This window comes from Flammeovirga sp. OC4 (assembly GCF_000812565.1).
Classification (GTDB): domain Bacteria; phylum Bacteroidota; class Bacteroidia; order Cytophagales; family Flammeovirgaceae; genus Flammeovirga.
In genome coordinates, this window is record NZ_JTAM01000008.1 from 75,845 (window position 1) to 90,022 (window position 14,178).

The following is a 14,178-nucleotide window of genomic DNA, read 5'->3' on the forward strand; positions in this document are numbered from 1 at the left end:
ATTCTAAAATGTTTTAAATTAAATTGTATTATTCTTATAATAAAGGGGATGGGCAAGATAATTCTAAAGGTTTTCTTTTCGGTTTCTTTCTGTAATCTTTGTATAAATTGAATGTGTATTGCAAACTAATTTCATGGGAGTTTGCATTTTGTTGTGGGAGGTCTGAAGTCGTGATGTCATAACTATAGCCAAAGTTTATATTCCCTAATTTTATACCTGTCAATAACACTATAGCATCGTGATTAATTGCGCTGTCTTTTTCAGCACTTTTAATAAGTGGAAGACCTCTATACCAAACACCAAAAAGTAGAGGTGCGTAATGAAGGTAAGCACCAATGCTTAATTGATCATTTTTTCCTTGTGATTGATAATGAGTAGCAATCGTAATTGATCTTCTTTTATATTCTGGAATGTGTGTTCTATGTCCTTTGAATTCTAATGGAATCATATAGCCTGCTTCTACAGAAATTTTGACAGGTAGATAAGATTGCTCTCCTAAAAAAGAAATATTTGGTCTTGTGATATGGCTAAAACCAACCCCAACCCAATACTTTTCTCCATAAAGCATAGCACCTGTACTCACATCAGCATATCCCACTTGATCATTGATAAAGGGTTCATTTGTTGCCCCTCCTGTAAATCCAAAACTATCTAGCTGATCATTGAATACAAGTGCGGAACGGTCTAATTTATTCTGTCCATACCCAACTTGTAGACCTAAATTCAGTCCCATATATCTATTTATTCCAATAGTATAAGAGCCTGAAGCAACCGCTTCTAAATGAGAGAGTGGAGTACCTTCATTAACTCCGAATTGATCTTGTTTGATATATCCTCCCAGAGAGAAGTTTTTGTATTTGAAATTATGGTCGAATGCAGCCATAAAAGAAACAATACTCGATGGCAATCCAGCCCACTGCTTTCTGTAATTTACTATAGCTCTTGTTTTTCCGCCAGCACCTGTTAAGGCCGGGTTAAGATACATAGGAGTGGAGTAATATTGAGAAAATTGTGTGTCTTGAGCTTGACTTTTATAAGATGAAAGACAAGCAAAAGTGGTCGTAATTAAAAATAGAAAATTGAAATAATTAGGTTTCATAGTAAGTTAATTTGGGTGAGTGTTATTTTAAGAACGTTTTTTAAGGATTTTGTGTTTCTTAAATCACTTGAAACAACTTACATTGTAAGGGTTATATGTCTTTTGATCTTGTTAAAAGAAAAAATCATTTTTCTGTGAGATTATCTTTTAAACTTACATATATAAAAATATGTTAATATTGTATTATTTAAATATTTGAGGGTTAATTGTAATATATTTGACAAATGAATAACTCACTATTACGTATACGGAACAAAAAAGAGGAAACCAATTATTATTGATTTCCTCTTGTTTTTTTATCGAAAACTAGAAAATGTCATTTTAGCTTACATCTGCAGTGGGTTTAGACTTCCATCTTTCATGGAACCATACCCATTGATCGGGTGCTTCTCGAATGAACTTCTCCAAAGCAAGGGACATATTTTGCGTATTAACATTGATGTCTTTTTCTCTGTCTCCTGTTTTTACAAGAGGAACTTCAGGTCTAAATTCAAGTAAGTGTTTTCCGTTTTCTTGCATTTTAATTGAAGCAGGAATAATTGCCGAATCGGCTTTTAGTGCTAACATTGCAGCACCAATGGGCGTCGCTGCTTGTTTACCAAAAAAGTCTACAAATGTATTTTGAACTTTGGTTGTGTCTTGATCAATCAATAAGAATGCTAGGCCACCATCCTTTAGTTTTTTAAACATCTTGATGCTTCCTCGAGGATCAGATCTTTCTACAAAATCTGCTTGTTCATTTTTATTATGACGACGTGTTTTTACAACTAAGTCATTCAATTTATCATCGTGTAATTTTGCTCCGATGGCGATACAAGGATAGTCATTCATGCTTAGATAAAAACCAACCATATCGAAAGCACCTCTATGGCATGTTAGGAGAATAACACCTTTGCCTTTTTTATGGGCATCTATTAAATATTGTTCACCTTCTACATCAATTACAGAGTTTAACTCTTCTACTGTTTTGATAGAAGGATACCTGACAATATCCGTGAAGTTTCGGCCTAAGTTTTTGAAAACATTTTTGGCGATTTTTTCGATCTCTTTGTCAGAAAGCTCATTTTCATAAGCATATTTTAAGTGCTTTAACGTGAGGTTTTTGGTTTGAGGCATTACATAATAAACTAATCCGCCTAATTTACCGAACCACCACATCAAAACTTTTCTTGGAATCCAGTTTGCTACTTTGATTAATACAACAATGACTCTATACAAAAGTTCATATTTTACTTTTTTCCAACCTTTATGTTGACTCATCTTTGAAGTTTATTTTGAAAAATGAATGATCTTATTTGTAAACGCTTTATAGAAAGAAAGGTTCGTTTAATTATTACTAAAAAAAGGCAACAGGGTTGCTGTTGCCTTCTAATATAATTAACAAAGTTGATTAAACATCAACATTTGCGTAACGTGCATTTCTTTCAATGAAGTCTCTACGAGGAGCAACTTCATCACCCATTAGCATAGAGAATAAGTGATCTGCCTCAGCAGCAGATTCAATATCCACTCTACTCATTGATCTGAATTCAGGATCCATAGTAGTATGCCATAATTGTTCTGGGTTCATTTCACCAAGACCCTTATAACGTTGTAAACCTACTTTTCCTTCATCACCACCAAATTCTTGGATAGCTCTTATACGGTCATCTTCACTCCAGCAATATTTTTCTTGCTTTCCTTTCTTCACTAAGTAAAGAGGAGGTTGAGCGATGTATAAATAACCTTGTTCAATCAATGGTTTCATGTATCTAAAGAACAATGTTAGGATCAATGTTCTAATGTGAGAACCATCGACGTCGGCATCGGTCATGATAATGATTTTGTGGTAACGTAACTTTTCTAAATTAAGTTCTTTCTCATCATTTTCAGTACCAAAACGAACACCTAATGCTGTGATGATGTTTTTGATCTCTTCGTTGTCGTAGATTTTGTGCTCTTGTGCTTTTTCTACGTTAAGGATTTTACCCTTAAGAGGAAGGATAGCTTGGAAATTTCTATCTCTACCTTGCTTAGCAGAACCACCTGCTGAGTCACCCTCCACTAGGTATAATTCACAAAGTGCGGGATCTTTTTCAGAACAGTCAGAGAGTTTACCAGGCAAGCCAGTTCCAGTAAGAACGTTTTTACGCTGTACCATTTCACGAGCCTTACGAGCTGCATGACGAGCTTGAGCGGCAGTGATTACTTTCTGTACAATATTCTTAGCTTCTTTAGGATGCTCTTCTAAGAAAGTCTTTAATGTCTCAGTTACAGCCGAATCCACTGCACCTGAAACTTCAGAGTTACCTAATTTTGTTTTCGTTTGACCTTCAAATTGTGGCTCAGGTACTTTAACAGAGATGATGGCTGTTAAACCTTCTCTAAAGTCATCACCAGCAATATCTACTTTTACTTTATCTAAAAGACCAGTAGAATCAGCATAAGACTTTAAAGTTCTCGTTAAAGAACGTCTAAAACCTGCAACGTGAGTACCACCTTCATAAGTATTGATGTTGTTCACATAAGAGAAAACATGCTCAGAGAAAGAAGTATTATAGGTCATTGCCACTTGCACTTGAATATTGGCTTTTTCTCCTTCCATAAAGATAGGAGTGCCTAAAAGTGCTTGACGAGTATTGTCTAAGTAAGAAACATATTCACTTAAACCGCCTTCAGAATAGAAAGTTTCTTTGATGTTTTCACCTTCTTCGTCTTGCTCTCTTTTATCTTCTAAGTGAATTGTAATACCTGCATTCAAGTAAGATAATTCTCTTAATCTTGAAGCTACAGTGTCATAATTATACACACCTGAAGTAAAGATGCTTAAGTCAGGCCAGAATTGAACTGTTGTACCAGTAATATCTGTTTCGCCAATATTTTTTACATCATATTGAGGAATACCTGTTTTATATTCTTGTTGGAAAATTTTCCCTGCTCTATGAACAGTAACTTTTAAGTCTGTAGATAATGCGTTTACACATGAAACACCTACACCATGAAGACCACCAGATACTTTATAAGTATCTTTATCAAATTTACCACCTGCGTGAAGTACTGTCATTACTACCTCAAGAGCAGATTTCTTTTCCTTAGGGTGCATATCAGTAGGAATACCTCTACCATTATCACGAACGGTAATAGAGTTGTCCTCATTGATAGTCACAAATATATCTGTACAAAAACCAGCCATTGCCTCATCAATGGAGTTATCTACAACTTCCCAAATTAGATGGTGCAAACCTTTGATGCCAATGTCACCGATGTACATTGCTGGTCTCTTACGAACGGCTTCTAATCCTTCAAGGACTTGAATATTACCGGCTGAATAATTGTCTTTTTTTTCTTCCATATCTTTGTTCAAAATATCTGCGAATCTACCTTTTTTTAAGCTCAATTACAACCCTTTTTTTTTAATGGAATTGTAGTCAATTGCTTACAAAGTGTTTAATCTTCTTTTCGCTTCTGCATCTATGCTGTTTTTATAGGAATGTTTAGGATAGGAGTATGCTTTTTTATAATAAAAAGTAGCTTTTTCAATATCATTTAACCCTTCATATAAAATACCTAATTGCAGTGCGGCATTGGCCGTAAAGTATCTTTTAGGCTTACTTCCTCCATAATCAATCACATTAAGATAATACTTTATTGCTAAAGTTGTATCATTTAAAGCTTCTTTTACTCTGGCATATCTATAATTGTATTCTAATTTATCTTTTCTTGAGAATTCTTCAGGATTCATATGATAAAGAATGGAATCAGAAGCATTATATTTTTTTCCATCATAAAGCACTCTTGCATACATTAAATCCTTGTTAGGTAAATCGGAAGATTGTGCAAAGGATTGTGCGTATTTATCGAGGTAGAGTTGATCTTCACCTGATTTTGAGATGTCTTTAAGTTTATCAATGACTTCTTCTTCAGAAAGGTCTTTCGTCAGCCAGTCAATGAGAAAAAGTCTGTACTTGGTAGTTTTGATATAATCTGATTCTGTGATGTTAAGATACGCGTCGAAGTAATTTTTTGCATTCTTATACCGGTTAAGATAAAAATGACTAGTTCCCAATAAGTAATAAAAATACTCATAGTTATTTCTCTCAACACTTGTGAAAGATTGTAAGATATTGATGTTGGATTCATATTCTTTAATTCTATCATAAACCCAACTCAATACGATTTTACCTTCATACAGTTGACCATATTTTTTTTGATATAATTCGATTTTTTGTTTTTTGTAATCCTTCCTTATGTAAACATCAAGAAACAAGTCAGAAGAATAAGCTTCAAACTCAATAAAAGGGTTTGTAGAATTTTTCGCATTTTCAATTAACCTTTCAGGGTTTTGGTGGGATAGGTTAGGAAAACCAACAAACCGCATAAGCCATTTGTATTCTTGCGGAATAATATTGATTGTGGTTGAGATGATGCCTATCAATAAGCCGTTTAAAGTATCACTTTGATTATGACTGTAATTTTGTTGTGCATGACTATACACTTTTTTTAAATCCCAATATCCAGACCAATACGACCCGCTTTTAAACTCGCACAAACTTTTGACAAATAGGCTATTATAATAGTATTTGTTGTCTTTTGAGACGTTAGGAATAACGTGAACTTTTTTAGTACTAGTTAGGTTTTCCTGATAAATTGAAATCGTTTTTAGGTCTTCTGTAAGTAAAGGGTCGATTGTTTGACTGTAAACAGCGATATCACAAACGAAAACGAATAAAACAGTAAAAAAAGGTCTAAAATTCAAAAAAATGGATATTGACTGTTAAAAGATATTTTTTCTGGCAATATTATGAGATAGACTTCAATTAAATAATTAACAACATTTAGTTAAAGCAACCTTATAAAATAGGAAACGTAAATTTTTTTAGATAATCTTGTCTTCTAGAACAAATATATAACATATGAAATTTATTGTAGAAATAAAGTTACCTGAAATTTTAGATCAGCATTTAATAGACATTCTTCCTTCACAATATACAGAAATAGGAAACATGATGAACGATGGCATTATTTCATCTTTCATGTTGTCTGACAATGCACAGAAGGCTTGGTTAACTTTAGATGCAGAATCAAAAAGCGAGGTGGATAATATTTTATGTGCGTTCAAACTTTATGATTTTGTAGAAATCACTATTTCAGAGTTAAGTATTGCCGAGGTAACCAGTCCGGCTGTTCCTTCGTTTTCACTAAACTAAAAAAATATCAAAATATTTATAAGGGTTGCTGTCTATGTATGAAGTAGATAGCAACCCTTATTTTTTGCTTTAAAGTTCGTCTATACAATATATCGAGTATTTTGCACGTATTTTGTAGTAGAGGATAATTGTAAAAATAACATGATAATTTGATTAATAATGCGTAGTACAAAGTTTACCTTAATTTCATACCTATTAATATTTTTTTCAATACAAATCAATGCTCAAGATGTACTTGATAACCCACTTGTTGTAAAATTGAGTGGTTATGAATTGATTTATAGTGAATCAAAATTTGATGAAATAGAGTTTCCAATGAGTGAAGTAGACATCTTTCCGATATCAGGAAATAAGACTTTTGCTACCTTTAAATATGAAAAAAGTGGTGCTTACAAACACCCAAATGCAAATCAGATTATACAAACCTATTTTGATAAAGTAAAAAGCTTGAGAGGTAAACCTCTATTTAAAGGTTCTAATTATGGATCTTTTCAAGTAAGGTCAAATACAAAGAAGTTTTGGTGTATTTTGGAAACTCATGAAGATGGAGCTACTTACACGATTACGATCATTGAGCAAGAAAAAATTCAAGAAGCTGAAACGGCTCAAGAGATGCTTGAAATGTTAAAGTCGAAAGGAGAGGTAAACCTTTACTTCCAATTCTCAACAGGTAGTGCAAACCTTTCTCAAGCCTCTTATGAAAATATTAAAGAAGTAGCAAAATTAATGAATCAGTTTGCTCCTCGTTTAAATTTAAGTATTGAAGGACATACCGATAACGTAGGTAATGTTGAAAGTAACAAGAAATTATCTTTACAAAGAGCTGTAGCAGTAAAGAATGAATTAATAAAAAATGGTGTAAAGAGTGAAAGACTTGAACCGATAGGATGGGGTTCTGAAAAGCCAATTGCACCAAATAGTACAGAAGTTGGACGACTCAAAAACAGAAGGGTTTCCATTAAAGCTTTGAACTAATTACATTTGCAACCGACTCATCAAATTGAGTCGGTTTTTTTATGAAAAAGATTTTTTACATTTTAATTGCCGCATGCATTTTATGTGCTTGTGATGAGAATGCAGACCGTAACCAAGCATTTATCAAAGGGAGAGATGCTTTGAAGCAGAAAGATTATACTGTAGCGAAAACACAATTACAACTGTCCGTGAAATACGATAGTAATTTTGCAGAGGCATGGAATAATCTAGGAATTGCTTATACTGAACTTGAAGAGTATAGATCAGCGTTAGAAGCTTATGATAAGGCTATTCTTCTTGATTCATGTTTACAAGATGCTTATCAAAATAAAGCCAACTTACTTTATCTTAAAGAAGAGATAAAACAGGCTATAACTACACTTTCACTAGGACTTGATTGTAACGTAGAGAATACTTCACTTTTGTTAAATAGGGCAACTTTGTATCAAAATCAAAAGGACTATAATAAAGCCTTGGCAGACTTGAGAGTTTTAAAAAAGTTCGTAGCTGAAGATGACGTGTTATACACCAATCTTGGTTACTGTTTTTTTGAATTAAATCAATTGGATTCCGCGTTTCATTATTCTGTAGTAGCATTAGAGATCAACCCTAAAAGGGATGAAGCAGCGAATAATCTTGGAATGATTTCGATGAAAAAAGAAGAATTTAAAGATGCATATAAATTTTTCAAAAAAGCAGTAGACATCAAACCTCAAAATAGCTTGTACCGATCAAATGTATCAAAAGCGGCAATACAGCTTGGCAATCTTCCAGAAGCTTGTAAACATGCAAAAATGGCTGAATATTATAACTCAACTGGGGATTATGATTCGTTGATCTTGTTAAGTTGTGGACAATAGAAGTTGATTTTGTTTGTTTTTGCACCAAAATATTTGGTACATTTATCACAAATGGTTTAGTTTTAGATAGCTATTTCAATATTTTTAGAGGATCATAACAGATGATTCAGTATTTTCAAGAAAAGTGAATAGGATTTTTACATTGGTGATTTATAATTTTCTTTTTAATAAAGTCGATTTATAAACTACAAAATTTATTTGCTAACAGAACAGAAAAGAAATTGTCAAAATGGATTATAAAAATCTACTTTTAGAAAAAAATGAAAACTTACTTCTTATTACGATTAATAGAGAGAGTAAGTTAAACGCTCTAAATTCTAAAACTTTAGAAGAAATTAAAGATGCTTTTCAAAATGCTTACGATGATGAATCTATTCGAGCAATAATTATTACTGGAAAAGGTGAAAAAGCTTTTGTTGCAGGGGCAGATATTTCAGAGATTAAAGACCTTAATGAGTTAAACGCAAGAAAATTTTCGGAAGAAGGGCAGGAGATTATGCAAAGTATTGAAGCGTGTCCAAAACCAGTCATTGCAGCTGTTAATGGATTCGCTTTAGGTGGTGGGTGTGAGTTATCTTTAGCCTGTCATATTCGTATTGCTTCTGAAAATGCAAAATTTGGTTTACCTGAAGTGTCTCTTGGAATTATTCCAGGTTATGGAGGTACTCAAAGGTTGCCACATTTAGTAGGAAAAGGGATTGCTAATGAGTTGATTTTGACCGGAGATATGATTTCAGCACAAAGAGCCTATGAAATTGGTTTGGTAAATCACGTTGTTCCTCAAGAGGAATTAATAGAAAAAGCAAAACAGGTAGTCAATAAAATCCTTAAGAAAGCACCACTTGCTGTTTCTCACGCTATTGATTGTATTAATGCGTCATTCCAGATGAATACAGGTTATCAAACGGAGGCTAATGCCTTTTCAAGTGCGATTAAGACAGATGATTTCGTAGAAGGAACAAGTGCATTTCTAGAAAAAAGAAAGGCATCTTTTAAAGGAAAATAATTAAATAAACTAAACAAGCACTATTCGGTTGTAAATTAAATTATTAACCCTTGGTGTTATGACCTCTTTATTCAGCTAAGTATGACTAAAGAGGTTTTTCATTTATCAAACAAATGCTTAAAAAATTACTTTCAGATACTGTTATTTATGGGTTAACTACAGTGTTGATGAAACTGATCAACTATGCTTTAACTCCTTTGCATACGTCAGTATTTGGTCCTGCAAATTTTGGAATTGTTTCCCTCTTTTACACTTACGCCGTTTTATTTAATGTCCTATATACCTATGGTATGGAAACGGCATTTTTTAGGTTTGCTGCCAAAAAAAATAAGAATGAAGTCTACTCCAATATTCAATCTTCATTATTTATAACCTCATTTATATTATCCTCAGCATTGTGGTTTTTAGCACCCTATGTTGAGACATTATTTGGGTATGAAGATAGTGAAATGTATGTGAAGTTATTTTCGATTTTATTTGCAATAGATACCATTATTGTTATTCCTTTTGCGAGTTTAAGAATTGATGGTAAAGCCAAACGATTTGCCATTTTAAAAATGAGTGAAGTAGTTTTAACATTTGGTTTAAATTACTTTTTCCTTGTGACTTGTATGGAAGTTGTAGAAGGAAAATCAACTTCAATATTCTCAAACCTTATTTTGGAATACTTTGATCCTAGTTTCGGTAGAGGATACGTTTTCTTAGCAAACTTGATTTCAAAAGCATTCGTCATGTTGTTGTTATTGGATAAGTTTCTAACTATTAAGTTTTCTTGGTCTTGGGAGAAAATGAAACCTTATTATCAATATGGTTTTCCTTTAATATTTTCTGGTGTAGCCTTTTTTATCAATGAGGCATCAGATAGAACTCTATTGACAATACTTATACCAGATGATTTCTACTCCTTTGGTGATGCAGAAGCCGCGATGGGTATTTATTCTGCCAATTATAGATTATCTATCTTTATCACACTGGCAGTTACCGCTTATAAATACGCAGCTGAACCTTTTTTCTTTTCAACTGCTGAATCAAAAAACTCTCCACAAATATTTGCTAAGGTAATGCACTATTTTGTAATTACTCTTATGATTATGGTTGTAGGAGTAGTTAGTAACCTATCTTGGATTGCACCAATTGTATTACAACAAGAAGTGTATTTTGTAGGATTACCAGTTGTGCCAATACTTTTAATGGCAAATGTATTTTTAGGAATGTATTATAACTTATCAGTTTGGTTTAAAGTAACTGATAAAACTTCCTATGGAGCCAAGATCAGTGCAATTGGTGCTGTAGTGACATTAAGTATGAACTTTATATTGGTACCTTACATAGGCTTTTTTGGTAGTGCAATAGCAACTTTTTGTTGTTATTTTACAATGATGGCTTATTCCTATTATTTAGGTCAGAAATATTACCCTATACCTTACAATGTAAAGATGGTTTTTGTCTACTTTTTTGTGGGTGGTATGTTTATTGTTATTAACACATTCGCAAAAATAAATGGATTTTGGCTAAATATTTTCGCTCAAAATACTATGTTTGTACTCTTCTTATTATTCATTGTCTATAAGGAGAAAGAATTGGTGAATTCACTATTACATAAACTTTCAAACAGAATTTAATTTCAATGCAAATTAAAGTTATAAATAAGAGTCATCATCCTTTACCTCAATACCAAACACCATTATCAGCGGGTTTGGATTTAAGAGCTGTTTTAGAGGAGCCTGTAGCACTTCAACCCTTAGAAAGAAAACTAATCCCTACTGGGTTATTTATTGAATTACCAGAAGGTTATGAAGCTCAGGTAAGACCTAGAAGTGGTCTTGCGTTTAAGCATGGCTTGACAGTGTTGAACTCACCTGGTACCATCGATGCTGATTACAGAGGTGAGGTAAAAGTCTTATTAGTAAACCTATCGAATGACGTTTTCAATATAGAAGATGGTGAAAGAGTTGCTCAGTTGATTGTAGCAAAGCATGAGACGGTAGAATGGGAACCTGTAGAAGAGCTTTCATCAACTGAAAGAGGTGCAGGTGGATATGGTAGTACTGGAAAAAAATAAAATATAGATATGAAAATTATTGTACCAATGGCTGGTCGTGGTTCTCGTTTGAGACCACATACTCTTACAACTCCAAAACCTCTTGTTAAAATTGCAGGTAAGCCAATAGTTCATCGTTTAGTAGAAGATTTAGCAGCAATGTCTGATGAAACATTAGAAGAGATTGCTTTCGTAATAGGTGATTTTGGTGAAGTTGTTGAAAGAGAGCTTGTTCAAATTGCAGAGTCATTAGGCGCTAAGGGAACAATTTATTATCAAGACGAACCACTTGGAACTGCACATGCTATTAATTGTGCTGCAGATTCAATGGATGGTAATATTATTGTTGCATTTGCAGATACATTATTTAAAGCTGATTTTACAATTGATAAATTTGAAGATGGTATCATTTACACACAGAGAGTAGAAGATCCATCAGCATTTGGTGTTGTAAAATTAAATTCTGAAGGTGTTATTACTGATTTCGTTGAAAAACCAACGGAATTTATTTCAGATCAAGCGATTATTGGTATTTATTACTTCAAAGAAGGTGAGAAATTAAGAACTGAATTACAGTACTTAATTGACAATAATATCATGAATGATGGTGAGTATCAATTAACTGGTGCTCTTGAAAATATGAAAGCCAAAGGTGCTCGTTTAAAGCCGGGAACTGTTATTGAATGGTTGGATTGTGGCAATAAGGATGCAATTGTAAATACAAACCAAAGATATTTAACTTATATCCAAGAGCAAGAGTTAGTTCATGATTCTGCCGTTCTTGATAATGTAGTATTAGTAAGTCCTGTTTACGTTGGTGAGAATGCAAAAATCTCTAATGCAGTAGTTGGACCTTATGTATCTATTGGTGAGAATACTATTATAGAAAATTCTGTCGTTCAAAATTCTATTGTACAAGAAGATAGTGATATTCGAAGAGTAAATATTGAGAATTCAGTAGTTGGAAACCATGTTGTTTACAGAGGTCGATCAAAAGATCTTAGTATTGGAGACTTTACTTCTGTAAAAGAATAAAAAAATCATTATTTATTTTCATTAAATATCAAAAACAGCGAAATATTTTAAATTTCGCTGTTTTTTTCATTTAGTATTTTCGTAGATTTATATAAATATAGACAGGTGTAGACTTTATATTAAATGCTCACTTGCTTCAAAATAGATTTAGAGGGGTTTATCATATACAATGAATAGAAACTTATTGAACATTCGTACTTTGTTAGTTTTACTTATCATTAGTTTTATTGCTTTTGATAATGCAGCAATTGCCCAAAAGAAAAAGAAAAAAAGGAAGTCAAAAAAAGAAAAAGACACACCTGTTGTAAGTATTGAGGAACCTTCTAAAAAAGATTTAAGAAAATCGGAAGAACTCTTTATCTATGCTGTTAATGACTACTTATTAGAAGAGTATAATCAGGCTTTAGAATTACTCTTGAAATGTAACGAGCTAAACGGAAAAAACGATGGTATTAAATACCAAACGGCTTTATGTTATCAAAAGTTAGAGAATTACCAGAGATCTCAACAGTTTGCCAAAAGAGCTTTAGAACTTGATCCAAACAATAAATATTATTATAAACTTGTCGCCCAAAATTTTGAAATTCTTGGTTTGTACAAAGATGCATTACAAGTCTTAGAAGATCAAATCACTAAAACAGGTGATGACGAAGAAGCATTTTTCCAAATAGCAATGCTATATCTACAAATGGGAGCACCAAGAAAAGCAATCGAATATTTTGATATTGGTGAAGAGAAATATGGCATTAATGATATTATAGTTCGTCAAAAACAAAGAATATATATACGTCTTGGGGATTTAGATTCAGCACTTTCTGAAGGTGAAAAACTAATTAGAGCTTACCCTGAAGATCTTAACTTTAAGTATTCTCAAGTAAGATTGTTATTGGGGAATAATAAAACGGATGATGCAAGAGAAATGCTAGAGCCGATTTTAAAAGATTATCCTAATGAAGGAGAGGGACACTTTCTTTTAGCGAGTATTTACAGAAATCAAGGAGAATCTGAAAAGTATTACGAAGAACTCAAAATAGCATTTGGAAGTGATGATGCACTTTCTGATGAATCATTCAATATTTTAACTGGCTACCTTCAATTCACTTATAACGAGAAGAAGAGAAAAGAAGGAGAGGAATTGATTAAAATCGCTTTAGAAGCACATCCAAATGATCATAGGGTATTTGCAATTTATGGTGATTTTCAAGTTTCAATCAAAAAGTATGCTGAGGCAAGAAACTACTATAGAAGGTCATTAGATCTTAATCCTAATAATTTTAAGTTATGGCAGCAGGTCTTATCAATTGATTGGGAATTACAGGAGACTGACTCGGTTGAAGTTCATTCAGATTTAGCAATTGAGTATTTCCCAAATCAAGCAATTTTATATTTCTATAGTGGTTCATCGAAGTTGTTTTTAGAAGAATACGAAGAAGCTGAAGCAATGCTTAATCAAGGTCTTCAGATTGTGGTAGATCCTTCACTTAAAATTCAGTTTAATGCTCAACTAGGTGACACTTATTATAAATTAGATGATTTTGAAAAGTCATTTAAGAAATACGAAGAGGTACTTGAGGTTGATCCTATTAATCTTTATGTATTAAATAACTACAGTTATTATTTATCTCTTCGCAAGGAAAACCTTGAGAAAGCTGAGAAAATGTCTCAAGAACTGATATTAGCAGAACCTGAAAATGATACTTACTTAGACACTTATGGTTGGGTATTGTTTGTGAGAGAGAAATACACCGAAGCTGAAAAAATACTTGAAAAAGCTGCAGGAATTACCAAAAATGGAACCGTCTTAGAACATTATGGTGATGTATTGTTTAAAGTGGGGAAAGTTGATAAGGCTATCGAGTATTGGAAAAAAGCAAAAGAAACGGGTGATGAAGTCACGGAAGTTTTAGAACAGAAGATCAATCAGAAAAAATACATATCACAATAACTAAAAAGAGGCTGTCTCATAACTCATCAGT

12 protein-coding genes are annotated in these 14,178 nt (G+C 32.8%); 8 read left to right on the forward strand and 4 right to left on the reverse strand.

Annotation, left to right across the window (positions count from 1 at the left end; genetic code table 11):
- Window positions 1-34: 34 nt before the first annotated feature.
- The 4 genes from PL77_RS08310 to PL77_RS08325 all read right to left on the reverse strand — a co-directional run bounded on the left by PL77_RS08310 (window position 35) and on the right by PL77_RS08325 (window position 5,834).
- A complete protein-coding gene (locus PL77_RS08310; RefSeq protein WP_044203723.1) occupies window positions 35-1,099 on the reverse strand; it encodes a type IX secretion system membrane protein PorP/SprF in 1,065 nt (354 codons plus the stop codon).
- A gap of 321 nt (window positions 1,100-1,420) precedes the next feature.
- Window positions 1,421-2,359 carry a lysophospholipid acyltransferase family protein gene (locus PL77_RS30350; protein ID WP_052444264.1) on the reverse strand — a complete coding sequence of 313 codons (939 nt, stop codon included), beginning with the start codon at window positions 2,357-2,359 and terminating at the stop codon, window positions 1,421-1,423.
- 130 nt (window positions 2,360-2,489) lie between these two features.
- Window positions 2,490-4,430, reverse strand: coding sequence for a DNA topoisomerase (ATP-hydrolyzing) subunit B (gene gyrB / locus PL77_RS08320; RefSeq protein WP_156152293.1), 1,941 nt, complete (start codon window positions 4,428-4,430; stop codon window positions 2,490-2,492).
- Window positions 4,431-4,514: 84 nt separating this feature from the next.
- Window positions 4,515-5,834: a tetratricopeptide repeat protein gene (locus PL77_RS08325; RefSeq protein ID WP_044203725.1), complete on the reverse strand. Its 1,320-nt coding sequence runs from the start codon at window positions 5,832-5,834 to the stop codon at window positions 4,515-4,517.
- Window positions 5,835-5,991: 157 nt separating this feature from the next.
- Here PL77_RS08325 and PL77_RS08330 point away from each other — a divergent pair, with 157 nt between their 5' ends.
- From PL77_RS08330 to PL77_RS08365, 8 genes are all read left to right on the forward strand, one after another.
- Window positions 5,992-6,285: a hypothetical protein gene (locus PL77_RS08330; protein ID WP_044203726.1), complete on the forward strand. Its 294-nt coding sequence runs from the start codon at window positions 5,992-5,994 to the stop codon at window positions 6,283-6,285.
- Window positions 6,286-6,444: 159 nt separating this feature from the next.
- Window positions 6,445-7,260: an OmpA family protein gene (locus tag PL77_RS30355; RefSeq protein WP_052444265.1), complete on the forward strand. Its 816-nt coding sequence runs from the start codon at window positions 6,445-6,447 to the stop codon at window positions 7,258-7,260.
- Window positions 7,261-7,301: 41 nt separating this feature from the next.
- Window positions 7,302-8,120 (forward strand): tetratricopeptide repeat protein, encoded by an 819-nt coding sequence (locus PL77_RS08340; protein ID WP_044203727.1) that lies wholly within the window; start codon window positions 7,302-7,304, stop codon window positions 8,118-8,120.
- 229 nt (window positions 8,121-8,349) lie between these two features.
- A complete protein-coding gene (locus PL77_RS08345) occupies window positions 8,350-9,126 on the forward strand; it encodes an enoyl-CoA hydratase/isomerase family protein (RefSeq protein WP_044203728.1) in 777 nt (258 codons plus the stop codon).
- 113 nt (window positions 9,127-9,239) lie between these two features.
- On the forward strand, window positions 9,240-10,748 hold the full coding sequence (locus tag PL77_RS08350) for a lipopolysaccharide biosynthesis protein (protein WP_044203730.1): 1,509 nt from the start codon (window positions 9,240-9,242) through the stop codon (window positions 10,746-10,748).
- Window positions 10,749-10,753: 5 nt separating this feature from the next.
- Window positions 10,754-11,188 carry a dUTP diphosphatase gene (dut, locus tag PL77_RS08355; RefSeq protein ID WP_044203731.1) on the forward strand — a complete coding sequence of 145 codons (435 nt, stop codon included), beginning with the start codon at window positions 10,754-10,756 and terminating at the stop codon, window positions 11,186-11,188.
- Window positions 11,189-11,197: 9 nt separating this feature from the next.
- Window positions 11,198-12,202, forward strand: a complete 1,005-nt coding sequence (locus tag PL77_RS08360) for a sugar nucleotidyltransferase (RefSeq protein WP_044203732.1) — start codon at window positions 11,198-11,200, stop codon at window positions 12,200-12,202.
- 169 nt (window positions 12,203-12,371) lie between these two features.
- Window positions 12,372-14,147, forward strand: coding sequence for a tetratricopeptide repeat protein (locus PL77_RS08365; protein ID WP_044203733.1), 1,776 nt, complete (start codon window positions 12,372-12,374; stop codon window positions 14,145-14,147).
- Window positions 14,148-14,178 lie beyond the last annotated feature (31 nt).